A 24,944-nucleotide genomic window follows, 5' to 3' on the forward strand; every position below is an offset into this window, starting at 1 on the left:
TTCCGAGAGGCCGCTTTCTGTTTTCAATCGGCTGACGATCTGTGCTACAGCAGTGAAGTTTAAAGACGGGATCTGAAGGAGCGCGCGAAATCCATGGATAATAAACCGGCAGATAATGCTTATCGCGTTCTCGCCCGTAAATACCGCCCGCAGAATTTTGACGATCTTTATGGTCAGGAGCCGATGGTGCGCACCCTGACCAATGCTTTTGAAGCAGGACGTATTGCTCAGGCATGGATGCTGACCGGTGTACGCGGGGTGGGTAAAACCACAACGGCGCGTATTCTGGCGCGCGGCCTGAATTATAAAACAGATACAATTGATCAGCCGAGTGTGCATCTGACCGAATTGGGTGAGCATTGTCAGGCGATTATGGAAGGCCGCCATGTCGATGTGATCGAGATGGATGCGGCATCCCATACGGGTATTGATGATATTCGTGAGATTATTGAACAGGTGCGCTACCGTCCGGTTTCTGCCCGTTACAAAGTCTATATCATCGATGAGGTGCATATGCTTTCCAATCAGGCCTTCAACGGCCTGTTGAAGACATTGGAAGAGCCGCCGCCGCATGTGAAGTTTATTTTTGCGACCACGGAAATCCGCAAAGTGCCGATTACGGTTCTGTCGCGCTGTCAGCGTTTTGACCTGCGCCGCATTGAATCCGGCACATTGACCAGCCTGCTGCGCAAGATCACCGGTCTTGAAAATGTGCAGGCTGACGACACAGCTTTGGCGATGATTGCCCGTGCCGGTGAAGGTTCTGCGCGTGACAGCCTGTCGATTCTCGATCAGGCAATCGCCCACGGCAACGGCACGGTCGATAGCCAGACTGTGCGTGAAATGCTCGGTCTTGCTGACCGTGCGCGCATTATCGATCTGTTTGAAATGCTGATGCGCGGTGATGTGGCGGGCGTACTCAAAGAATTCCGTGCGCAATATGATGTGGGCGCTGATCCTTCTGTCGTGCTGAGCGATCTCGCGGATTTCAACCATCTGGTCACACGTCTGCGTTTTACGCCGGAAGTCGCGCAGGATATGTCGCTGTCGGAAGATGAGCGTGTGCGCGGCGCTGAATTTGCCAAGACATTGTCGATCCGCGCTTTGTCGCGCTGCTGGCAGATGCTTCTCAAAGGTATTCATGAGGTGGAAACCTCATCGCGTCCGGTGCAGGCGGCAGAAATGCTGCTGATCCGTTTGGCACATTCTGCTGATTTGCCGACATTGGATGAAGCGCTGAAAGCTATCACTAATGGGCATAGTGCTGGCGGTTCTGCACCATCAGCTCCGCAAGGCGGTGGCGGTGGTAATGGTTCTGGCGGCGGTGCAACAGCCTATGCTGCCGCTGATGCGGTTTCCGGTCAGATGGTGCAACGCCAAAATAATGGTGGTGCCGCTCTTCGATTGGCCGAGCCTGCGGCACAGACAGCGATACAGCCGCAAACCATTGTCCAGCCTAAAGCAGAACCTGCTCCGCAGGCAGTGCGTATTCGTGATCTGAATGATATCGTCAATCTGGCTGGCAATAAGCGCGATTTGCAGTTCAAGATTCTGGTCAAGAATTTCGTGCGTCTGGTTTCCATCGGGCAAAACCGTATGGAAATTGCGCTGACCGAGCATGCGCCGAAAACACTGGCCACGGATATGGCACAGCGTCTGCTCGACTGGACAGGCGAGCGCTGGATGGTTTCCGTTGCCCGTGACGGTGGTGGTCAGACTGTGGCTGAGGTTGAAACCGCACGGCGCGAGGAACTGGTAACAGATGCCCGCGCTGATCCGGATGTGGCGGCGATCCTTGCAAAATTTCCGGGCGCTAAAATCATCGACGTGCGCATTACCACACCGGATGATGATACGGAGCTGGAAATGCAAATGCCGGATCCTGGTGTGGATAGCGGCGATTTAGATGATGAAGATTAATTATAGAGCGGTTTCAGTTAATATTGAACCGTTGAAACCGCTCTATCTTTTTGTTTTTACGCGCATTTGAATCCGAAAACCGCTTCACACTTTTCGGAATGCGCTTTAGCTGCGGTTGAAACTGCCATGGCTATGAACCATTTATTGAAAAAGAGTAATTCGAGGAGTCCTGCCACATGCGTGACATGATGGGTATGCTGAGCAAAGCAAAAGAAATGCAGGCCAAAATGCAGGCCATGCAGGAAGAAATCGCGCAGATGGAAGTTAGCGCCACTTCCGGCGGCGGTCTGGTCAGTCTGACGCTGCTCGGCAAAGGTACATTGACCAGTCTGAAAATTGATCCGTCGCTGCTCAAAGAAGGCGAAGGCGAAATTCTGGAAGACCTGATTATCGCAGCGCATAATGATGCGAAAGCCAAGCTGGAAGCGATGATGGCTGAAAAGACACAGGCGCTGACCGCCGGTCTGCCAATCCCTCCGGGCATGAAACTGCCGTTCTAAAGCGGCAGATTATCCATACATCATGTGATTATAAATTAACGCCCGATTCTATTCGGGCGTTAAATGTTTTAAGTCTTCACTATGTCAAAACGAATCGCCGGTCCTGAAATTGAACGCCTGATCCAGCTTCTTGCCCGCGTGCCGGGGCTCGGGCCCCGTTCTGCACGCCGCGCCGCGCTGCATCTGATCAAGAAAAAAGATGCGCTGCTGGTGCCACTTGGCTCTGCTATGCAGGAAGCTGCTGAAAAGGTGCGTATTTGTTCCTGCTGCGGCAATGTCGATACCAGTGATCCATGTACGGTTTGCGAAGATCCGCGCCGTGATCCTTCCATGCTTATTGTCGTTGAAGATGTGTCCGATCTTTGGGCACTGGAACGTGCAGGCACCATGAATGTGCGCTACCATGTTCTGGGCGGGCGTCTGTCACCATTGGATGGTGTGGGGCCGGATGATCTCAATATTAAAGGTCTGATCGAGCGTGTGACGGGCGGTGAGATCAAAGAGATTATTCTCGCGGTCAATGCCACGGTCGAAGGGCAGACCACAGCGCATTATATCACCGATCAGCTCGACGGCATGGATGTGAAAATCACCCGTCTTGCCCATGGTGTGCCGGTCGGCGGTGAGCTGGATTATCTGGATGAGGGGACACTGGCAGCAGCTTTGCGCGCCAGAACCTCCCTTTAAAAACCGTCTGGTCTGGCTGCAAATGGCAGTTTCCTGTGCTCCGGTACTCGAAAATCACCATTTCGCTTGCGACCAACCGATTTTTTATCCAAGTTTCAGGTGTATTTTTTATAACAGGAGCAGCCATGCAGAAGACTTTCCTCCGTCAGGCTCTGGTGGCGCTCAGCCTGTTGGGTGTAGCGGTGCCGCTTAGTATACCGTCAGCGCAGGCACAGACTTATTCTGCTGCACTCCAATCCAAAACCAATGCAGCTTTTCAACAATGGCTGCAGAATGATCTGTGGTCGCAGGCACAACAGCGCGGCATCAGCCGTAGCGTGTTCGACCAGTCTTTATCCGGTGTGCAGCTGAACTGGAAACTGCCGGATCTGGTGCCACCCGGCACCAAGCCGCAAACACCAAAACAGCAGACTCAATCTGAATTTGGCTCTCCGGGCAATTATTTCCGCAAAGGTACAGTTGATTCCGTTGTCAGCAACGGCAAGGCAAAGCTCAATGCCCATAAGAGCCTGCTGGCGAAAATCGAACGTGATTTCGGCGTGCCTGCCGGTATTGTTGTTGCTGTCTGGGGACGTGAATCCGCCTTCGGCACGGTGAAAATTCCCTATAACGGTTTTGAAGTGCTGGCGACCAAAGCCTTTATGGCAACGCGTAAGGATATGTTCCGCGCGGAGTTGCTAGCTGCACTGGAGATTGTGCAGAAGGGCTATATGGATAGTGCGCACCTGAAAAGCTCATGGGCGGGAGCGCTTGGTCAGCCGCAATTCATGCCGACCTCTTATTTAAAACATGCCGTCGATTACGACGGGGACGGCCGACGCGACATTTGGAATTCTGTGCCGGATACACTGGCTTCTATTGCTGCCTATTTGCAGCATTTCGGTTGGCAGAAAGGCCGTGACTGGGGCTTTGAGGTCAATGTGCCGCAAAACGTCTCCTGCTCGCTGGAAGGGCCGGATCAGGGCAAAACATTTAAAGACTGGACAGCGCTGGGCATTACCCGCGTGAATGGCAAGGCATTCCCTGCACAGGAAATGGCACAAGAAAGTTTTCTGCTGATGCCTGCCGGTCGTCATGGGCCTGCATTTATCGTCACGCCGAATTTCTATGTGCTGAAAAACTATAATATGAGCGATCTCTATGCACTGTTCATCGGTCATGTCTCTGACAGGATGAGCTATGGAGCCGGTGGTTTTCAGCAAGGCTGGGGCGATGTCGGCGGTCTTTATCGCTCCGATGTCGCTGCCATGCAGAAACGTCTGCAAAAGCAGGGCTATGATGTCGGTAAGCCTGATGGTCTGGCAGGATTTAAAACCCGACGCTCTATCGGCATCTGGCAGGCAAAGAATGGCCAGCCTGCCACCTGTTTCCCTGATAAGGCGCTGGTTAAAGCCATTCGCTGACTGTTATCTGGTTTCTTTGACCATCACATAAAGCGCTTTAAAGGCGTGGCTCTGGTAGCGCTCGCGGTGGTTCAGAAGCCAGAACTGTCGTGGCGGCAGTGTGAAGGGCACTTGCTTTAATGTGCCTGCCGCGAGATGCGGCCGGGCTGCGAGTGCAGAAAGCACAGTGGCATAATCTCCTGCAATCAGAGCCGAGCATATAGCCTCGTTGGATGGTAATTCCAGTGCGAGCGGCAGGTGTGCGGGATCAAAAGCCTGATCGCGTAAATAGGCCTCAAAGGCCGCACGCGTGCCGGAGCCTTGCTCACGTAAAATCCAGAAACTTTCCGGCAATATTTTAGCAGAGAGCGCAGTCAATTTTGCCCAAGGATGCTCCGGGCGAACAACGGTAATCAACTGATCTGTTGCCACTGATTCTTTATGCAGCAATGGATCATCGGTCTCGCCTTCAATAAAACCTGTATCCGCCAGCCCCTCCCGTAACGCCTCAACAACCTGCTCGCTGTTACCGATAGAGAGTTTGAGATCAATCATCGGATAGGTAGTGTGAAACCGCGCCAATACCGGTGGCAGCCAATAACTGGCAATCGTCTGGCTGGCATAAATATGCAGGCTGCCCCGTTGCAGACCGGTTATCTCGCTGAGCGTGAGTTCTGCGGCCTGCGCACGGGCAAGCACAGCCTCTGCTTCATGCAGAAAGATGCGCCCTGTTTCATTCAGCTCAATCCGCCGGCCAATGCGGTTGAACAGTTGCGTATCATAGCGCTCTTCCAGTGTTTTGATCGCCGCACTGACTGCCGAGGGCGTCAAATGCAGGCTCTCGGCTGCACGGGTGAGATGCTGCTGACGGGCGACTTCCGCGAATATCCGTAATTGTTCAAGCGTCATGGCGATCAATCATTCGTTTTTACTGAACGAAACATACCATATTTTCAAATGGAATGAATGATTGAAATGAGCGATAGAATTAGAAAAATTATTGGAATAACTGCCATGACACGTAACATTACTTCTAATTTCTCCCGAATTTTACCCGGTTTCATGCTCTGCCTTCTGGTCAGCGCTGCGGCTTACGGGCTGGAATATATTGAAGCCGAGCTGTTCGGACGTGCATGGTTGGAATCAATCGTACTGGCTATTTTGATCGGTGCAGCCGTGCGCTCCCTGTTCAGCCTGTCTGATCGCTATCATTCAGGGATACAGTTTTCAGCAAAGATGATTCTGGAAATTGCGATTGTACTGCTTGGTGCATCTATTAGCGCTGAAGCGGTGATGCAGGCAGGGCCGGCTTTGATCGGCGGGATTGCCGGTGTTGTGATGCTGTCGATTGGCATCAGCTATTCGATTGGCCGGATGATGCGCCTGTCGCATCGCATGGCGGTGCTGGTTGCCTGTGGTAATTCCATTTGCGGCAATTCGGCGATTGCTGCAACTGCACCGGTTATCGGTGCCAATAGCGATGATGTGGCATCGTCCATTGCCTTTACAGCAGTACTGGGCGTGATTGTGGTGCTCTGTCTGCCATTGTTGGTGCCGTTGCTGAATATGTCGGCTGCACAATATGGTATTCTGGCCGGTCTCACCGTCTATGCAGTTCCGCAGGTCTTGGCCGCGACTGCGCCTGTGGCAGCGCTGAGTGTGCAAATTGGCACATTGGTTAAGCTGGTGCGTGTGCTGATGCTGGGGCCGGTCATTGTGACAATCGGTGTTATTGGTGCGAAGTCGGGTGGTGCCCGCCCGAAATTATCACAGATGGTGCCTTGGTTTATTATTGGCTTTTTGGCCATGATGGCTCTGCGCAGCCTGTCATTTATCCCGCCAATGGCGCTGACACCGTTACATGAAGGCAGCACAGCCCTGACTGTTATTGCGATGGCTGGCCTAGGTCTTGGTGTGGATGTCCGCACTGTCATTAAAGCCGGAGGCCGTGTGACACTAACTGCGATCTTCTCGCTACTGGCATTGGGCGCTATCAGCCTGTCTTTGATTACTTTGCTTGGCGTAGCCTAGAGTGCCGTGCGCCCTCTTGGGCGCACAAAGGTCGCTCTAACGCTTTATATTTACAGCATAATTCCTTAAACTGATTCAAGTTTAAGGAATTATGCTGTAGAGCGCCGCATCAGCAATTCAGAAGCGGTGTTCTATGATGCCCCTCATAAAAAAGCCCCCGCCGGATTGCTCCGGCGGGGGCTTTAACTACTTAAGATAAACAGGGCTCAATCACACGGATAAAGCCCCGCTCATGAATTAGTTGTTTTCGGACTTCTTCATTGCTGCAGCAAGAATGTCACCGAGCGATGCGCCGCCATCTGCGGAACCGTACTGAGCAACTGCTTCTTTTTCTTCAGCAATTTCGAGAGCCTTGATGGAAACCTGCAGCTTGCGGGTTTTCTTGTCGAAGGAGATGACGCGTGCGTCAAACTTCTGGCCGACAGAGAAACGCTCTGGGCGCTGTTCGTCACGGTCACGGGACAGGTCGGAACGCTTGATGAAGGTTTCGATATCGTGGTCAACGAGCTTAACTTCCAGACCACCATCGGTAACAGCGGTAACTTCACAAGCTACAACTGCGTTTTTGCGCAGGTCGCCGGAAGAAGCTGCTTCACCAACGCTATCGCCGGTCAGCTGCTTGATGCCAAGGGAGATACGTTCTTTTTCGATGTCTACATCGAGAACGACTGCCTTAACAACGTCACCTTTGTTGAACTCTTCGATAACCTGTTCGCCCGGACGGTTCCAGTCGAGATCCGACAGGTGAACCATGCCGTCTACATCGCCGTCGAGACCAATGAACAGGCCGAATTCGGTCTTGTTCTTAACTTCGCCTTCAACAACGCTGTTGGCTGGATATTTCTGAGCGAAAGTTGTCCATGGGTTGTCGAGGGTCTGCTTGAGACCGAGCGAAATACGGCGCTTGACCGGATCCACTTCGAGCACAACAACTTCGACTTCCTGAGAGGTCGACAGGATTTTGCCCGGATGTACGTTCTTCTTTGTCCAGGACATTTCGGAAACGTGGATCAGACCTTCGATACCTGGTTCGATTTCAACAAATGCACCGTAATCGGTGATGTTGGTTACGTTACCAGTGATCTTCTTGCCAACCGGATATTTCGCACCGATGCCATCCCAAGGATCATTTTCAAGCTGCTTCATGCCCAGGGAAATACGATGTGTATCCTGGTTGATGCGGATGATCTGAACCTTAACCTGCTGACCGATTGTCAGGATTTCGGAAGGATGGTTTACACGGCGCCATGCCATGTCGGTAACGTGCAGCAGGCCGTCAATGCCGCCGAGGTCAACGAACGCACCGTAATCGGTGATGTTCTTGACAACGCCGTCAACAACCTGACCTTCTTCAAGGTTCTGAACGATTTCAGAGCGCTGTTCCGCACGGGATTCTTCCAGAACGGTACGACGGGACACAACGATGTTGCCGCGACGCTTGTCCATTTTCAGGATTTCAAACGGCTGTGGGTTGTGCATCAGAGGTGTAACGTCGCGGATCGGACGAATGTCAACCTGTGAACGTGGCAGGAACGCAACGGCACCATCGAGATCAACGGTGAAACCACCCTTAACCTGATTGAAGATAACGCCATCAACGCGTTCACCTTTGCCGAATTTCTCTTCGAGGCGAACCCAGCTTTCTTCGCGGCGAGCTTTTTCGCGCGACAGAACAGCTTCGCCAAGCGCGTTTTCGATACGCTCAACGTAAACTTCTACTTCGTCGCCCGGCTTCATCGAGCCGTCTTTGCCCTTAGCGCCGAATTCCTTCAGCGGCACGCGGCCTTCAACTTTGAGACCTGCATCGATGATTGCCATGTCTTTTTCGATGGCAACAATACGGCCCTTAACAACATAACCTTCTGCAAGGTCATTATTGGCGAAGGACTCAGCCAGCAGAGCTTCAAAATCTTCGCGTGTCGGGTTAAAATCTGACATGTAGACTCCTGATGTATCCGTGCAAAACACAGGATACGGCGCCGGGGGTTGGTGTTTCGAGAAAGTCTGAAGACAAGCCGTTCTTAAAAAGAACAATCCGGCGCATGGCCTGAAAACAGACATTTTTTATATAAAAGACGCACAACTCAATGATTTTTCTGAAATTCAGAAGATGATCAGCTGCGCAATGCAGTATCTATCAGCGTTTTCGCTTCTAGAAATGCCGCTTCTATAGACATTTTACTGGTGTCGATCAAGTGCGCATCGTGCGCAGGCTTCAATGGGGAAGCTTCGCGGTTCATATCGCGCTCGTCACGGCGTTTCAGATCGTCCAGAACTTCATTATAATCCGCATCTGCGTTTTTTGCACGCATTTCCTGATAGCGGCGCTCTGCTCGTACTTCCGCAGAGGCGGTGATATAGAGTTTGACCGGTGCATCAGGGCAGACAACTGTGCCGATATCGCGACCATCCAGCACTGTGCCTGGCAGAGTGTCAGCGAATTTGCGCTGGGCTTCCACCAAGGCGCGGCGCACATTTTGCATGACCGCTACTTTGGAGGCAGCTTCGCCAATCTCATGAGCGGACAGCACAGTGCGGTCCAGCCCTTTCAGATCGAGTTTCTGTGCCGCTGAGGTTGCAATGCCTTCATCATCAAGCGGTAAACCCTGATCAATCAAGGCTTTAGCAACCGCACGATAGGTGAGGCCGGTATCCAGATGATGAAAGCCGTAATGCGCGGCGAGGTTGCGGGCCAGCGTTCCTTTTCCGGATGCCGCAGGCCCGTCAATGGCAATGATGAAAGCTTTATCCTGCATTGCGGTTATTTGGCTTTCGTCATGGTGATATCAGCACCCAAACCGCGCATCAGATCCATGAATTCCGGAAATGATGTGGCGATCATCGTGGCATCGTCAACGGTCACCGGCTTTTCCGCAGCCAGACCAAGCACGAGGAAGCTCATAGCAATGCGGTGATCGAGATGCGTAGCAACAGTGCCGCCGCCAAAACCTTTACCGGATGGCTTGCCGCGCACGGTCAGTGACATTTCACCCTCAGTGCAATCGACACCATTGGCCTCAAGGCCACGGGCAACGGCTGCAAGACGGTCTGATTCTTTGACGCGCAGTTCATCCAACCCGTCCATAATGGTTTCACCTTCCGCAAAAGCGGCGGCAATGGCCAGAACCGGATATTCGTCAATCATCGAAGGTGCGCGATCGACAGGCACAGTAATGCCGGTGAGTTTTGACGAGCGCACACGCAGGTCGGCGACATCTTCACCGCCAGCCAGACGCGGATCGAGAATCTCGATCTCGGCACCCATTTCCTGCAAAGTGGTGATCAGGCCGGTACGGGTCGGGTTCATCAGCACATTACGAATGATGAGGTCTGAACCTTCAGTAATCAGTGCAGCAACCAGTGGGAAGGCGGTTGAGGACGGATCGCCCGGTACATCAATGGTCTGGCCGGTGAGTTTGCCCTGACCAACAATGTGAATGTGACGCACACCGTCTTTGTCGGTTTCAACGCTCAAATCCGCGCCAAAGCCCTGCAACATCTTTTCCGTGTGGTCGCGGGTCATGATCGGTTCGATCACTGTGGTCACACCTGGCGTATTAAGTCCGGCGAGCAGTACGGCGGATTTAACCTGTGCCGAGGCCATTGGCACACGGTAGCGGATCGGATTGGCTGTGCGAGGACCGTGCAATGTCAGGGGCAGGCGGTCGCCTTCTGCGGCTTCAACCTGTACGCCCATTTCACGCAATGGGTTGAGCACACGAGCCATCGGACGGGAGGTGAGTGATGCATCGCCTAAGAACGATGTTTTCATATCATAGGTGCCGACCAGACCCATGGTCAGGCGTACACCGGTGCCGGCATTGCCGAAATCCAGCGGGGTTTCTGATTCCAGCAGGCAGCCGTTGCCGGTGCCGTTGATAATCCAGATATCGCCGTCTTTACGGATTTGCGCACCCATAGCCTGCATGGCTTTGCCGGTGGCCAGAATATCTTCACCTTCCAGCAGACCGGAAATGCGGGTTTCACCCGATGCCAGACCGCCGAACATGAAAGAACGGTGAGAAATCGATTTGTCGCCCGGAATACGGATATCGCCCTTCAGGTCACGTGAGCGACGAGCGGTTGCAGGTTTGGAAACTTGAGAGTGAGACATAATATTACAGTCAGTTTATGCTGCCGTTTTTTAAGCTTTAAGCGCGTTTCAGACAGCGCGGTCAATCGAGGTGGCACAGGTCTAGCATAGGTTTAACCGCAGGTCATCCTGCAAACTGAACCCTGCAGGTCATCCTGCAAACTGAGCAATGCAGGTCATCCTGCAAATTGAGCAACGCAGGTCATCCTGCAAACTCTGTGGTTGTCATGTATGCATATGGAATCTATGCAAGCCTGCACCTCTGTGGCATGGTGAAAAGAAACCGGCGCATTTTCGCCACGAAACCCCGTAAAGACACATGTTTCAGCAAAACATGTGTCTTTGGCTTTGACAAAGGCATCTAAATCCGTTTATGCACCAAAAAACACCGAAAAGGCTTTCCGGTTTTATCTCCTGTTTCAGGAGATGTGCGGATGCCGCAGCCGGCACAACTTATGAGGCTTGACGTGGCAAATTCTGAACTTGGCACAAAACGTATCGATCCGGAAACGGGCAAGAAATTTTATGACCTGAATAAGGATCCGATTGTTTCCCCTTATACAGGTAAATCCTATCCGCTGTCTTATTTCCAAACTACCGTGGATACCCGCGTAGTCGAGGAAGAAGAAGCTGAAGCTGAAGAACTGGATACAGCTCTGGATGCACCTGAATTCGTATCACTGGAAGATGCGGATGATGAAGCTAAGGGCGATGATATTCCGGATCTGGATGATGATGACGATGTGGATCTCGGCGATGACGATGATCCGTTCCTGACCACCGATGATGAAGATGAAGATGACGATGATATGTCTGGTCTTCTCGGCGGCGGCGGCGGCGTTGGTGACGACGACGAAGGCTAATCGGTAATTATCCGATATTAAATTGCAAATGCCCTGCACTGATACCAGTGCAGGGCATTTTGTTTTCCGGCTTTATACAGAGGGGAGTGCGCTTTTCCTGTGGGTTTCATAAATAATACGGATATCTTTGAAAGAGTTTGATTTTTGCTCTTGATCTTCTGTGAAAGGCAATTTATGTAGCCGTCACGAACAGATCATAATCTGCTTCGCACCACCGGAACCGACGCTCAGGTCGGCATGTTTCAAAGACATGAACGGAAATGGGGCCATAGCTCAGCTGGGAGAGCGCTTGCATGGCATGCAAGAGGTCAGCGGTTCGATCCCGCTTGGCTCCACCAAATAATCCAAAATATTATATTAGTTGAAATCTAAAGCTGGAATAAAGCCGCTTACTGATTTTCCATATTCCGACCAATCGTTCCGACTAAGGTATGTCCGTTTCTGTTAAAGAGGCTATTGGGCTCATATCTGCTGTCAATACAGTATCAGACTGCTGCTGCTCACGATCGATGAAATTGCCGGGGAAAATGACTTTCCTTTCGGGATGGTGTTACCCGATCGAATTTTAATTTATTCAAGAGATCGTGAAGCTTCATCCCGTTGCCATGAATATCGTATCCGCTTAATTTCAGAGATCTTCCTTCAAGATGGAATAGTGTGAAGCAAGAGAAATGAAAACATTCTGATTAAGATCAGGGCTTTATCAGAAATTCAGGTTCTTTGAAATTTGCCATTCATTGGTAGCACTCAGTTCTACGCGTTTGTTGCCGCGATAGAAAATCGGATTTCCGGTTTTTTTATCCATGGAAAAGCGGGACGGAGCAAGTCTGTCATCCTCATAGCCGGTTGTCGCTAAGGCAAGTGCTTCTTTGAATTTACCGTCTTTGCATAGGTTTTTGAAAAGGCTCAGATTCATAGTTTTGCTTTCATTCATCCCTGTTACTCAAACATTAGCTTGTAAGGATTTCCTGCTCATTAAGCTATGCTCTAAGCGCGGTTTATGCAGCATAGTGGCTGAAAAGGCGGTATAGCTTGTATGCAGACGGCTCTCATTCAGAAGCGGAATATGTTATGAAAAAGAAGCTTGTGGTCATTGGTGCCGGTTTTGCCGGCTTGCAGGTGGTTCACGGTTTGAAAAAGACCGATTTGGACATCACTTTGGTTGATCGTCGTAATCATCATTTGTTTCAGCCTTTGCTATATCAGGTTGCCACAACTGTCTTGGCAACATCAGAAATTGCATGGCCTGTCCGGCATCTTTTCCGCGATCGTTCCGAAGTGACGACTTTGCTCGATGAAGTTGTAAGCATTGATCGTGTTGGTAAGACTGTGCGCCTGCGCAACAGTGCCGAACTGCCCTATGATATCCTCGTGCTGGCAACAGGCGCGCGCCATGCGTATTTCGGCAAAGATAAATGGGAAGGTTTTGCACCGGGTTTGAAAACCCTTGAAGATGCAACGACTATCCGCAGACGAATATTGCTGGCGTTTGAGCAGGCAGAACTGGAAACTGATCCGGTTAAGCGCGATGCCTTGCTGACATTTTCAGTGATTGGCGCTGGCCCCACCGGTGTTGAAATGGCTGGCATGATTGCGGAGCTTGCTCATCACACGTTACCGCGCGAGTTTCGCCGCATTGATACACGTCAGGCCAAAGTTCTGCTGGTTGAGGCGGGAGCGCGTGTTTTGCCGAGTTTCAGTGAAAGCCTGTCTGATTATGTGCGAAATTCCCTGACAAAACTCGGCGTTACCGTACGTACCGGCGTGCCTGTAACGGCCTGCGACGAGAGCGGTATAAAAATTGGTGAAGAGCCGATTGCTTGCCGCACAATCATCTGGGCGGCCGGTGTGCAGGCATCACCAGCGGCGCAGTGGCTCGGTGCGGAGGCAGATCGTGCGGGCAGGGTAGTTGTCACCAAAGATTTGCGGCTTGCCGATGATCCGTCAATTTTCGTGATCGGTGACACAGCATCGGTAAAATGGGGTGAAGATAAGTCGGTGCCCGGTATCGCGCCTGCAGCCAAGCAACAGGGGAGTTTTGTTGCAAAATGTATTCGTGCATCATTGAAGGGGACAACGCCGCCTGAAACCTTCAAATACCGGCATCAGGGCAATCTTGCGACAATCGGGCGTAAAGTTGCGGTAATTGAATTCGGTAATTTTAAGCTGAAAGGCATTCTGGCGTGGTGGATTTGGGGGCTCGCCCATATCTATTTCCTGATCGGAACGCGATCGCGCCTTGCTGTCGCATGGAGCTGGCTCTGGATTTATCTGAGCGGTTTGCAGAGTGCGCGTCTGATCACGCAAAAAGAAACCATGCGTGATCCTGAAGTTTGAAGGCATAAAAATCCCGCCCCCAAGCATTTCCGGCAAAAGTGCGAAGCGGTTTAGCGTCGGACAATGCGTGAAAGCATCAGATGGGGCGGGATTTTTTTAATCAGGCAGCAATCTTGCGGCGTGTGAACGGGCCATGCGGAATTTCCGGTGGCGCGAAGCTTTCCGCAGATGCGCGATCCCAGCGGCTGTACCAGTCGGACAGTTCTGCAATTTCAGAACCGGAAACCAGAAAGCCGTTTGGCAGATATGGATAGACTTCATTACCGTCGAGGAATTCATTGTCCTTTTGGCGGAACATGAAGTGATAAGGCATGAAATCGCGTGGATCGCTGAGGCCAGCCGCACCGGCAAGCTCACCCAGAGCATGCATAGTGTTGCGGTGGAATCGCGCAACGCGGTTGCTCTTATCGTTGACATCAATGGCACGCTGACGCAGCGGATCCTGCGTAGCAATACCGACAGGACAGGTATTGGTATGGCAGGACTGCGCCTGAATGCAGCCAACAGCAAACATGAAGCCACGTGCCGAGTTGCACCAGTCTGCGCCGAGAGCGAAGGTACGGGCAATATCAAAGGCGGAGACGATTTTGCCTGCCGCACCGATCTTGATCTCGTGACGAATACCTGCGCCGCGCAGTGTATTATGCACGAAGGTCAGACCTTCAAGCATTGGCATACCAACGCGGTTTGCAAACTCCAGCGGTGCCGCACCGGTGCCGCCTTCTTTACCATCAACAACGATGAAATCCGGATAAATGCCGGTTTTCAGCATGGCTTTGACCATCGACATGAATTCGCGGCGATGACCGATGCAAAGTTTGAAACCGACAGGTTTGCCGCCGGAAAGCTCACGAAGCTTGCCGATAAATTCCATCATGCCGATTGGCGTGGAGAAGGTATTATGTGCCGGTGGGGAAATACAGTCTTTGCCCATCGGAATACCGCGCGCTTCGGCGATTTCCGGTGAGATTTTCTTGGCTGGCAGCATACCGCCATGACCAGGCTTGGCACCCTGACTGATTTTCAGCTCGATCATTTTGACCTGAGGATCAGCAGCCTGAACTGCAAATTTCTCCGGTGAGAATGTGCCGTCATCATTACGACAGCCGAAATAACCGGATGCAACTTGATAGATCAGATCGCCGCCGCCTTCACGATGGTAGCGGCTGATGCTGCCTTCACCGGTATCATGGGCAAAACTACCCATTTTCGCGCCTTTGTTCAAAGCGAGAATGGCATTGGCTGACAGCGCACCGAAGCTCATGGCAGAAATATTATACAGGCTGGCATCGTAAGGCTGTTTACAGGCCGAACCACCAATACGGACACGGAAATCTGTATCCTTAATAACCGTAGGGACGGCAGAATGTGTCAGCCATGCATAGCCGGATCTGTAGACATTCTCGATGGTGCCGAACGGCCGTTTATCCTCAACACCCTTGGCGCGCTGATAGACAAGTCCGCGAATCTCTCTGCTGAAAGGTTCTTCATCGCGGTCACCTTCAATAATATATTGACGGAGTTCCGGACGGATACTTTCAAGAATAAAGCGCATATGGCCGATGATCGGGTAGTTGCGCAGAATCGCGTGTCTGGACTGAAAAACATCATAAATTCCGAGGCCGAACAGGGCACTGGAAATTGCAGTGATGATTAGCAGCCATTCGCTATAATAAACCGCCCCGAGAAACGAGGCAATTGTCAGAAGCGCAACACATGTGAAAACCGCATAACGCTGATAAGAGAGCATGAGTGTCACCATTTTTATATGAGCCGGAGGGAGCCACTTTTTGAAAAAGAGTCGCTTAACCGGTCGATTGGCGTCTCCTTAGCCCACCCGCCAGATGATTGCGAGGGGGATTTTTGCCTTAGGTTAGGCGGATTAAGCGGAAATTATGCACAATTCATCGTGAATTCGTCTGCACAACAGCGATATTGCGCTTAAAACCATGCTTTGGACTGTATTTTCACGATTGCTTGTATGCCAGAGCAGTTATGAAAAGCACACTGACATTTGTGCGGATCGTTGATTTGTGCGGATGAGCTGACCTGTTGAGGTATGGCCACAATGCAGAAATATTGTTTCAGCTGAAAATTCTCACGTTTGTTTAAGTCAACTAATTGAATTTAAACATGTTTTTTTAATTTCAGGTTGAAATTCACTCCCGTTTTCCTGCCGGAACAGGGGATCACAAATTCGTTTTGGAAGGAACTTATTAACCTTCATTTTTTATTACTTTGTGGACAGAACTCAGTAGCGTATTTTTTGGTTTTTCAGGTCCATGCGTATTCCAAGATCCAATTTCTCCACAGCACCGTCTGACCGTTTCGCGGCTTCCGATGATATGTATGAATCGGTATCGCCGCCGCAGGAAATTCAAAACTTTAAACAGACTGCCGCTGGCGCTCTAGCACCCGAGTCACAGTATCAGCCGACAGAGCAGGCTTTTGCAGAATCAGAACTTAGGCAAACGGAAACATTGGCACCTCTCAGCTATGCTCCGGCCATTGTTACTGAAATTGCGCCTGCCACATCTGTTGCTGAAGCTGTGTCCACTATCCCGTCATACCCGCTTAGGAGTAAGCAGATGAGCAACAATTTTGCGGTTAAACATTGGATGGATCAGGATCGTTCCGCTCCCGCTGAAGAGCAGACTGCCGTTGCGCAGCCTGTTGCTGAGCAAGCAGCGCCTGTTGCAGCACCGCAAGCCGTTGCTACGCCGGCTCATCCGAAACCAGCTAATCCGACCATGATTATGAACAGCCCGCATGTGGCCTATCAGGGGCTTTCTGTGCGTGAGCAATTCGGCTCGGGTGAGAAGGTCTGGAAAAATGCTTTTGCATTGGCTGAGAATGTTCGCTTTACCCGTACGCCGGAAAATGAGCTTATGCGCTTGCGCGCCAAGCTGATTGAGGAATTCGGCGCAGAGGAAGAAACACAGCCGGTCGCGAAGACTGAAACGGCAGCCGCTTCTGTGACACAGATCGGGCAGCCTGTTGTCGCTGCACCGCAGACTTCTGCCAATGTGGCTGCTACGCAGGCTTCTGCCAGTATGGCTGCTGCGCAGCCGGTGCGCACCGCGCCCGTATTGCGCGGCCCTTCCAGCGTGATTGTTGCTGCACGTCTGCGTTTGCCGGTTGTGCCGGTTGCACCGCATGTTGAAGCGGTGGCACCATTGGCTGGCGCCGTATCCTCGCGGGTGGTTTCTGTTATTCCTGAAGCCGAAGTTGTGAATGCTGTTGTTTCCCACCTGCCGCAAGCGCCGGTCGTTGCAGAAGTGACTGCGGCTCCGGTTGTTGCGAGCGAACAGGGCGGCCTGCAGCTCAGCCATTTGTCTGACTTTGCATTCTGGGAATTTGCTGGTTTGCCGGATATTTTACCTTCAGCATCCGCGCCGGTTGTAACCGTGCCGGAGGTTGTTGCCTCCGTAGCGGCGCTTGCAGTTGAAGAAACCGTTGTTAAGCCGGTTACGGAGACAAAATCTATTCTGAGTATGTTCCGTGCGGTTGAATGGCGCCCTGCACAGGATGTTGTTCAGGAAATTGTCGCAATGGCTGAGCCGGTTACTGTAGGTGAGCCACATGCAGGCGTTCCGGCAGAAGTTGCAGTGCCGATTGCTGAAACCGTTCAGGTTACAGAACCGACTGTTGCAGAGGTTGCGCCTGTTGAAGCAGCTCCTGCTGTTGCTCAAATCAGCAATCCGTTTTTGCCGTCCTTCAGCTTCGGTCTGTCCGGCTATCAGATGCCTGTCTACTCCATTGCCACACAGGCGCTGCATGTTCCGACACCAGTGAGTGTGGCTGTCGAAGAACAGGCTGTTGCTGCTGAAACCAGTGTTGAGACTGCGCCTGAAGCGATCGTTGAACAGAGTGAGCCGGTTGCGGAAGTTGTAGAGGCGGCTGCGGTTGTGATCGATGCGCCAGTTGAAAAAGCTGCGGTACCGGTAACATTTGCTGCTGCTCCGGCTGCGGCGCGTAACTCTGCATCTTCAATCAACTTGTCGATTTTCTCCCCGACCGCGATTGAAACCGGAACGGTAATGTCCGGTGAGGGCTATGAATATCCGCCACGCGCTTTGTTGCAGGAACCTGTCTATAAAGACGGTGCGATTATTTCGCAGGAAATGCTGGAACGTAGCGCTGGTCTGCTGGAAAGCATTCTTGAAGATTTCGGTGTGCGCGGTGAGATCATTCATGTGCGCCCGGGACCTGTGGTCACCCTCTATGAGTTTGAACCGGCGCCGGGTGTTAAATCCTCCCGTGTTATCGGTCTGGCTGATGATATTGCGCGCTCCATGTCAGCGCTCTCTGCCCGTGTTGCAGTGGTTCCGGGCCGCAATGTGATCGGTATTGAGCTACCGAATTCCATTCGTGAAACCGTGTATTTCCGCGAATTGATTGAATCGCCTGCTTTTGAGCGCACAAGCTGCCGTTTGGCACTGTGCCTTGGTAAAACCATCGGCGGTGAGCCGGTGATTGCTGAACTGGCAAAGATGCCGCATCTGTTGGTTGCCGGCACCACCGGTTCGGGTAAATCCGTGGCGATTAACACGATGATCCTGTCGCTGCTCTACCGTCTGAAGCCGGAAGAATGCCGCCTGATCATGATTGATCCGAAAATGCTGGAACTGTCGATCTATGACGGTATTCCGCACCTGCTCACCCCTGTTGTGACCGATCCGAAAAAGGCTGTTGTGGCGCTGAAATGGACCGTGCGCGAAATGGAAGAGCGCTATCGCAAGATGTCACGTCTCGGTGTGCGTAATATTGATGGCTATAATGCCCGCGCTGCGACTGCACGTGAAAAAGGTGAAACCGTAACCTCGACAGTGCAGGCCGGTTTTGACAAGGCGACCGGTGAAATCCTGTATGAAGAACAGGAAATGGATCTGACGCCAATGCCATATATCGTCGTTATCGTCGATGAAATGGCCGACCTGATGATGGTTGCGGGTAAGGAAATCGAAGGTGCAATCCAGCGTCTGGCGCAGATGGCACGTGCTGCCGGTATCCACCTCATCATGGCCACACAAAGACCGAGCGTCGATGTGATCACCGGTACGATCAAGGCGAACTTCCCGACCCGTATTTCCTTTCAGGTCACGTCAAAAATCGACAGCCGTACTATTCTCGGTGAGCAGGGTGCAGAACAACTGCTGGGTCAGGGCGATATGCTGCATATGGCCGGTGGCGGTCGTATCGTGCGTGTCCATGGTCCGTTCGTGTCGGATGAGGAAGTGGAAAAGGTCGTTAATCACCTGAAAGAACAGGGGCGCCCTGACTATCTGTCGACTGTAACTGCGGATGAAGACGACACGGATGCCGCTGAAGATGACAGCGCTGTGTTTGACAAAAGCGACATGGGCTCAGAAGACGGCGACGACCTGTTTGAAAAGGCTGTCAAAGTTGTTCTGCGTGATAAGAAATGCTCGACATCTTACATCCAGCGTCGTCTGTCGATTGGTTATAACCGTGCGGCTTCTCTGGTTGAACGTATGGAGCAGGAAGGCCTTGTCGGCGCTGCGAATCATGTCGGTAAACGTGAGATTATCGGTCAGAATGACGGCATGTAATTTTTAGAGGTGATTTGCCGGTCATCTTGACCTTGGAATAAGTAAACTGCCTGCCGGATCTTCTATTCGGCGGGCTGTTTTGTTTTTGCATTTGGTAAATACGGATATGTGATTATTTTATAAAATAACGCAGAATATTATTATTGTTCAGAAGTTTGTTTCTGCCTGTATCTTATTGAAAAATGACAGCTATTCACTGTTGTGAAATCAGTTACATTCATATCATATTAACCATATGGGTGCATAAAGAGAAGGAACACTCTGAAATGCGTGAGGTGGGTTATGCAGCGTTACAGATTTGATCAAAAAGTAATAGTCGTTGAAGCGATTGTGGAAATGATTAAGCGTGGCGTGCCTGCCAGTGAAATGGATATTTATCTCAGCCGCATGGGGCCTGTTGATCTGGATATGCTGCAACAATGTATGGACGAAGTTTATACATATATCGCGCATGAGGATGCGAGGCAGCAGGGCGCTTATCAGGAGCGTGCAGTCGCCTAAACTGTGAATGTGAGAGCGGTGACACAAAGGTATTTTAAAACCGTCATGCTCTTGAAATAATTGGTGTCTATATACATCTAATGTCTACAGCGTTCACATTGTAACTAAAGCTTTGGAACCGCTGTAATTATTTGTTTTATGCATTCACAAAGTCGCTTCGCACGTTTGCTGGAAATGCTTTTAAAAATTCGCCTGACTTTTGACCACGGATGTACTGGCATTGGTTGAGGCGTTTCATGGAAGGTCGGGACATCCCGGCCTTTTCCATTTTATACATCCTCAATTTTTTGACATGCCTGTGCGATGGCCCTCGCAATATTCTCCAATTTTTGAAAACTTGATTGGTACTAAAACTTTATGAGTATGCCTCATGGGGGGGGAAGCCCGAGTGGCGATTGAACTTTTTCAAGGCGTGATGCGTTAGCATCTTGCGTCTTGGTATGAAGGATATAGTTTTCTAAGAGCCGCGCAAAAACGTGACCGAGATTCATCTTGCCGTTCGTTGCATTCATGCTTATAGAAACCGCAAAAGTCTCTGGATGTCAGACTGAATCGCTATGATGCAGCGCTTATCCGGCAGATGTTTTGTAGCGGGACGGTCAGTACTTACAGGCTGGCTCGTCTGGTTTGAGGCGGCTTTTATGTTTGATAAAAAGCTGTTTCTACAGAATTCCTGAAATGTTGTATATGAGCTTTCGGTGTTGAAATGCGGGGCTTTTTTGCCTATAGGTTTCAGGATTTACCGAAAGTACTGTATATTCTTCTCGTTCTGAAACAAATTTAGAGCAGAAATAATACAGCGTTTCAAAGCAGTTAAGGTGTCTTTGTGTTTTATCATGGACATAAAATACCTTGGTGAATGTTGATATGTGGCCTGCCCCGGGCGCATTCAAGACGGAAAATTTAAATGAAACACAGATTATTCCGCTCAGTAGGCATCGGTGCTGTTCTGATGCTGACGGCAATTCTGGCAGGGTGTCAGCAGGTTGTGCTGTTTCCTAAAGGCGAAGTCGGTATTAAAGAGCGCGACCTGATCGTTTTTGCGACTGTTATCATGTCGCTGATTGTTATTCCGGTCATTATCGCGACTCTCTATTTCGCGAATAAATATCGCGCCAACAAGGATAATGAGTACCTGCCTGATTGGCATCACTCCAACAAGATTGAAGCCTTTGTCTGGGTCATTCCGTGCATCGTCATTCTCATTCTTGGTTATGTGACCTGGGTTAAGACCCATGAGCTGGATCCGTATCGTCCGCTGGAACATGCGGCAAAGCCCGTTCAGGTTGAAGTTGTGGCGATGAACTGGAAATGGCTGTTCATCTATCCGGAACAGAATATCGCGACTGTGAACGAACTGGTTGTACCGGTCGATCGTCCGCTGAATTTCCGCATTACCTCCGGCCACATTATGAATTCCTTCTTCATTCCGGCTTTGGGTGGTCAGGTTTATGCAATGCCTGGCATGCAGACAAAACTGCACCTCATCGGAAATGAGATCGGTTCTTATGACGGTATTTCAGCGAACTATAGTGGTGACGGCTTCTCGCAGATGCGCTTCACAACCCATGTGAAGGCAGAAGCTGACTTTGAGAAATGGGTGTCCGAGGTTCGTACATCTGACAAAGCACTGAGCCGCGCCGGCTATATTGAGCTTGATCAGCCGACTGAGAAACATCCGGTTACGCATTATGCAACAACAGAACCAGGTCTGTTCAGCGCCATTATTGGTCGCTGCGTAGATGGCAAGACCCCTTGTGTCAGCCATGGTGGCGGCAGCGTTCAGAAGCTTTCGCCGTTCATCACCTCTTCTGTGAAGAAAGAATCGCCTGCGGAACCTGCGTCTAACTGACGGGATTTCGTGACTTTAGGCAGGCAGACCATTGGCCGTTTATGACCAATGGTCTTGCCATTAAAAGTGTAGAGAAATGTTCGGAAAACTTACCCTAGCGGATATTCCATTTCACGAACCGATTGTGATGGTCACTTTGGCCGCCGTCGGTTTAGGTGGTCTGTCTCTGCTTGCTGCTATTACCTATTTTGGTAAATGGGGCATTTTGTGGAGAGACTGGCTTACCACTGTTGACCATAAGCGCGTTGGTATCATGTATATCATTCTCGCGCTCATCATGCTGTTCCGTGGCTTCTCCGATGCCATTATGATGCGTGCGCAGCAGGCAATGGCCTCCGGTGCGAATGAAGGCTTCCTGCCTCCGCATCACTACGACCAGATCTTCACTGCCCATGGCGTGATTATGATCTTCTTCGTAGCGATGCCGTTCATCGTTGGTCTGATGAACTTTGCTGTGCCACTTCAGATCGGTGCACGCGACGTTGCGTTCCCTTACCTGAACTCCTTAAGCTTCTGGCTGACTGTTGCCGGTGCTATTCTGGTCAATATTTCACTTGGTGTCGGTGAATTCGCACGTACCGGCTGGCTGGCTTATCCGCCATTGTCCGGTCTGGAATACAGCCCTGGCGTTGGTGTTGACTACTATCTCTGGGCCTTGCAGATTTCCGGTATGGGTACATTGCTCTCCGGTGTGAACCTGATTGCAACCATCATCAAAATGCGTGCCCCTGGCATGACTATGATGAAGGTTCCGGTTTTCACATGGACTGCGCTTTGCTCGAACATTCTGATCGTTGCAGCTTTCCCGATCCTGACTGTTACCCTGTCGCTGCTGCAGCTTGACCGTTATCTTGGTATGCATTTCTTCACCAATGATTTTGGTGGCAATCCGATGATGTATATCAACCTCATCTGGATCTGGGGGCACCCGGAAGTTTATATTCTGGTTCTGCCTTGCTTTGGTGTGTTCTCGGAAATTATTGCTACTTTCTCGGCCAAGCGTTTGTTCGGTTATGCCTCAATGGTCTATGCGACTGTTGCCATTACCGTGCTGGCCTTCCTCGTCTGGGCGCATCACTTCTTCACCATGGGTGGCGGTGCCTCCGTTAACGCCTTCTTCGGCGTGGCGACGATGATTATTTCGATCCCGACAGGGGCGAAAGTCTTCAACTGGCTGTTCACAATGTATAAAGGCCGTGTGCGTATGGATACGCCGGTTCTGTGGACACTTGGTTTCATGTGTACCTTTGTTGTCGGTGGTATGACCGGTGTTATGCTTGCGATTCCGCCTGCGGATTTCGTACTGCACAATTCTGTGTTCCTGATTGCGCATTTCCATAACGTAATCATCTCCGGCGTATTGTTTGGTTGTTTTGCCGGTTTCATCTACTGGTTCCCGAAAGCATTCGGTTTCCGTCTTGATGAAACATGGGGCAAGCGCGCGTTCTGGTGCTGGCTGACAGGCTTCATTACTGCCTTTATGCCGCTCTATATCCTCGGCTTCATGGGTATGACCCGTCGTGTTAACCACACAGAAAATCCGGCATGGCAGATCTATCTGATTATTGCTGCGATTGGTGCTGCTATTATTCTGGTTGGTATTGTCTGTCAGATCATTCAGATTCTGGTCTCGATTCGTAATCGTGAGGCTCTGCGTGACCATACTGGTGATCCGTGGGAAAACGGGCGTACACTCGAATGGGCTGTGGCTTCTCCTGCTCCGTTCTACAACTTCTCTGAAACACCGCGTGTTCAGGACGTTGACGCTTACTGGGATATGAAGAAGCGTGGCGTGAAGCGTAAAACCGACAAGTTCAAGCCAATTCATATGCCGCGTAATACCGGTACCGGCTTTATCATCGGTATGGTTTGTATTGCGCTTGGTTTTGCCGGTGTATGGCACATCTGGTGGCTGGCAATTGCTGCTGCTCTGTCCATCATCGCGATCAGCATCATCCATTCGTTCAACAATAACCGCGACTACTATGTCACTGCGGAAGAAGTGCAGCGTGTTGAAGATGAACATACGCTCAAGCTGCAGTCTTTGGGAGTTAAGCCATGAGTGCCGCTGTAACGCACGCTACTGACCATGGTCATGACGATGATCACGAGCACCACGATTCCCGTGGCACGACGCTGATCGGTTTCTGGATCTACCTGATGAGTGACTGTGTCATCTTCTCGGGTCTGTTTGCCACTTTTGCTGTTCTCTCGCGTTCTTACGCGGGGGGGCCAACCGGCTGGGAACTGTTTGATCTGGAATTCGTGGCCGTTGAAACAGCTTTGCTGCTGTTCTCCAGCCTGACCTATGGTCTGGCCATGATTGCCATGTCGCAGAAAAAACAATCTGTGATGCTCGGCTGGATCGCTGCGACCTTCCTGCTAGGTGCAACCTTTCTGGCAATGGAAATCTATGAATTCCATCACCTGATCGAAATCGGTGCCGGTCCTGGCCGTTCCGCATTCCTGTCCGCCTTCTTCGTACTGGTCGGTACACATGGTCTGCATATTCTGTTCGGTCTGATCTGGATTCTGGTTCTGGTGGCGCAGGTTCTGCGTTCCGGTCTGACAGAAGCCAACCAGACACGCCTGATGTGCCTCAGCCTGTTCTGGCACTTCCTTGATGTTGTCTGGATCGGTGTATTCTCGATTGTTTATCTGATGGGAGTTCAGGCATGAGTTCCGCGCATAAAACTGAAGCATCAGCCAGCGAAACCAAGAATTATATCATCGGTTTCATTCTGGCCGTTATCCTCACAGCCGTGCCGTTTGGCGTGGTGATGGGGCAGTATTTTGATACCACCACAACAGTGGCCATTATCATGGTCTTTGGTGCGGTGCAGATGATCGTTCATCTGATCTACTTCCTGCATATGGATTCCAAATCCGAAGGCGGCTGGACTTTGCTGGCTCTGCTGTTCACCGTGCTGATTTTGGCGATTGTTCTGATCGGCTCGCTGTGGATTATGAACCATCTGGCCATCAATATGATGGAAGTCAGCCCTGAAGCTGCCCGTGCCCTGCCATAAATAGCAGGAAGAATGAGTTGAACTCATTCGGGATGTTAAAAAACTAATGAACGGCGTTGCGAAAGCAGCGCCGTTTTTTGTTACGCACTCTTTACAGATTCAATTGAATAGCTGCGCGTGTATATTAATCTGATGGAGTTGTTCTCCGTAATTTCTAATGTTTCATTTAATTTTTC

18 protein-coding genes, 1 tRNA gene and 1 pseudogene are annotated in these 24,944 nt (G+C 51.0%); 14 read left to right on the forward strand and 6 right to left on the reverse strand.

The features are described 5' to 3' along the window. The first annotated feature begins 72 nt into the window (after positions 1-72). The 4 genes from QUF18_RS01510 to QUF18_RS01525 all read left to right on the forward strand — a co-directional run bounded on the left by QUF18_RS01510 (position 73) and on the right by QUF18_RS01525 (position 4,510). The gene (locus QUF18_RS01510) at positions 73-1,920 is read left to right on the forward strand and encodes a DNA polymerase III subunit gamma/tau (protein WP_289386082.1); all 1,848 of its coding nucleotides are present in this window, start codon (positions 73-75) and stop codon (positions 1,918-1,920) included. 176 nt (positions 1,921-2,096) lie between these two features. Further along, positions 2,097-2,420, forward strand: coding sequence for a YbaB/EbfC family nucleoid-associated protein (locus QUF18_RS01515; protein WP_022711615.1), 324 nt, complete (start codon positions 2,097-2,099; stop codon positions 2,418-2,420). A gap of 81 nt (positions 2,421-2,501) precedes the next feature. Then, complete coding sequence (gene recR / locus QUF18_RS01520) at positions 2,502-3,107, forward strand: recombination mediator RecR (RefSeq protein ID WP_289384640.1); 606 nt, start codon at positions 2,502-2,504, stop codon at positions 3,105-3,107. Positions 3,108-3,232: 125 nt separating this feature from the next. Further along, the gene (locus tag QUF18_RS01525; RefSeq protein ID WP_289384642.1) at positions 3,233-4,510 is read left to right on the forward strand and encodes a lytic murein transglycosylase; all 1,278 of its coding nucleotides are present in this window, start codon (positions 3,233-3,235) and stop codon (positions 4,508-4,510) included. A 3-nt stretch (positions 4,511-4,513) separates the two neighbouring features. On the opposite strand, the gene QUF18_RS01530 is transcribed toward QUF18_RS01525, so the two are convergent. Further along, on the reverse strand, positions 4,514-5,398 hold the full coding sequence (locus QUF18_RS01530; RefSeq protein ID WP_289384644.1) for a LysR family transcriptional regulator: 885 nt from the start codon (positions 5,396-5,398) through the stop codon (positions 4,514-4,516). A gap of 105 nt (positions 5,399-5,503) precedes the next feature. Here QUF18_RS01530 and QUF18_RS01535 point away from each other — a divergent pair, with 105 nt between their 5' ends. After that, complete coding sequence (locus QUF18_RS01535) at positions 5,504-6,520, forward strand: YeiH family protein (RefSeq protein WP_289384646.1); 1,017 nt, start codon at positions 5,504-5,506, stop codon at positions 6,518-6,520. A 237-nt stretch (positions 6,521-6,757) separates the two neighbouring features. On the opposite strand, the gene rpsA is transcribed toward QUF18_RS01535, so the two are convergent. From rpsA to aroA, 3 genes are all read right to left on the reverse strand, one after another. Then, the gene (gene rpsA / locus QUF18_RS01540; RefSeq protein WP_289384648.1) at positions 6,758-8,458 is read right to left on the reverse strand and encodes a 30S ribosomal protein S1; all 1,701 of its coding nucleotides are present in this window, start codon (positions 8,456-8,458) and stop codon (positions 6,758-6,760) included. 176 nt (positions 8,459-8,634) lie between these two features. Next, positions 8,635-9,276: a (d)CMP kinase gene (gene cmk / locus QUF18_RS01545; RefSeq protein WP_289384650.1), complete on the reverse strand. Its 642-nt coding sequence runs from the start codon at positions 9,274-9,276 to the stop codon at positions 8,635-8,637. 5 nt (positions 9,277-9,281) lie between these two features. Then, positions 9,282-10,634, reverse strand: a complete 1,353-nt coding sequence (gene aroA / locus QUF18_RS01550; RefSeq protein WP_289384652.1) for a 3-phosphoshikimate 1-carboxyvinyltransferase — start codon at positions 10,632-10,634, stop codon at positions 9,282-9,284. Between the two features lie 446 nt (positions 10,635-11,080). On the opposite strand from aroA, the gene QUF18_RS01555 reads away from it, so the two are divergent. Beyond that, positions 11,081-11,476, forward strand: a complete 396-nt coding sequence (locus QUF18_RS01555; RefSeq protein WP_289384654.1) for a TIGR02300 family protein — start codon at positions 11,081-11,083, stop codon at positions 11,474-11,476. A gap of 262 nt (positions 11,477-11,738) precedes the next feature. Beyond that, a tRNA-Ala gene (locus QUF18_RS01560) sits at positions 11,739-11,814 on the forward strand. 365 nt (positions 11,815-12,179) lie between these two features. Here QUF18_RS01560 and QUF18_RS01565 read toward each other — a convergent pair. Then, the gene (locus QUF18_RS01565; RefSeq protein ID WP_289384656.1) at positions 12,180-12,392 is read right to left on the reverse strand and encodes a hypothetical protein; all 213 of its coding nucleotides are present in this window, start codon (positions 12,390-12,392) and stop codon (positions 12,180-12,182) included. Positions 12,393-12,547: 155 nt separating this feature from the next. Between QUF18_RS01565 and QUF18_RS01570 the strand changes: the two genes are divergently transcribed. Beyond that, positions 12,548-13,813 carry an NAD(P)/FAD-dependent oxidoreductase gene (locus tag QUF18_RS01570; RefSeq protein WP_289384658.1) on the forward strand — a complete coding sequence of 422 codons (1,266 nt, stop codon included), beginning with the start codon at positions 12,548-12,550 and terminating at the stop codon, positions 13,811-13,813. Positions 13,814-13,913: 100 nt separating this feature from the next. On the opposite strand, the gene QUF18_RS01575 is transcribed toward QUF18_RS01570, so the two are convergent. Then, positions 13,914-15,575, reverse strand: coding sequence for an FMN-binding glutamate synthase family protein (locus QUF18_RS01575; RefSeq protein ID WP_289384660.1), 1,662 nt, complete (start codon positions 15,573-15,575; stop codon positions 13,914-13,916). A gap of 2,290 nt (positions 15,576-17,865) precedes the next feature. On the opposite strand from QUF18_RS01575, the pseudogene QUF18_RS20460 reads away from it, so the two are divergent. From QUF18_RS20460 to cyoD, 6 genes and pseudogenes are all read left to right on the forward strand, one after another. Then, a pseudogene (locus tag QUF18_RS20460) lies at positions 17,866-19,386 on the forward strand (DNA translocase FtsK); the annotation flags it as partial. 282 nt (positions 19,387-19,668) lie between these two features. After that, positions 19,669-19,887, forward strand: coding sequence for a hypothetical protein (locus QUF18_RS01585; protein ID WP_289384662.1), 219 nt, complete (start codon positions 19,669-19,671; stop codon positions 19,885-19,887). 907 nt (positions 19,888-20,794) lie between these two features. After that, the gene (gene cyoA, locus QUF18_RS01590) at positions 20,795-21,739 is read left to right on the forward strand and encodes a ubiquinol oxidase subunit II (protein WP_289384664.1); all 945 of its coding nucleotides are present in this window, start codon (positions 20,795-20,797) and stop codon (positions 21,737-21,739) included. 76 nt (positions 21,740-21,815) lie between these two features. Next, positions 21,816-23,801: a cytochrome o ubiquinol oxidase subunit I gene (cyoB, locus tag QUF18_RS01595; protein ID WP_289384665.1), complete on the forward strand. Its 1,986-nt coding sequence runs from the start codon at positions 21,816-21,818 to the stop codon at positions 23,799-23,801. Further along, positions 23,798-24,418 carry a cytochrome o ubiquinol oxidase subunit III gene (gene cyoC / locus QUF18_RS01600; protein WP_289384667.1) on the forward strand — a complete coding sequence of 207 codons (621 nt, stop codon included), beginning with the start codon at positions 23,798-23,800 and terminating at the stop codon, positions 24,416-24,418. The genes cyoB and cyoC overlap by 4 nt, the downstream gene beginning before the upstream one ends. Next, the gene (gene cyoD / locus QUF18_RS01605) at positions 24,415-24,768 is read left to right on the forward strand and encodes a cytochrome o ubiquinol oxidase subunit IV (protein ID WP_289384669.1); all 354 of its coding nucleotides are present in this window, start codon (positions 24,415-24,417) and stop codon (positions 24,766-24,768) included. The genes cyoC and cyoD overlap by 4 nt, the downstream gene beginning before the upstream one ends. Positions 24,769-24,944: the final 176 nt, after the last annotated feature.

The sequence above is a fragment of the Pseudochrobactrum kiredjianiae genome, from assembly GCF_030362795.1.
In the GTDB taxonomy this organism is placed as follows: domain Bacteria; phylum Pseudomonadota; class Alphaproteobacteria; order Rhizobiales; family Rhizobiaceae; genus Pseudochrobactrum; species Pseudochrobactrum kiredjianiae.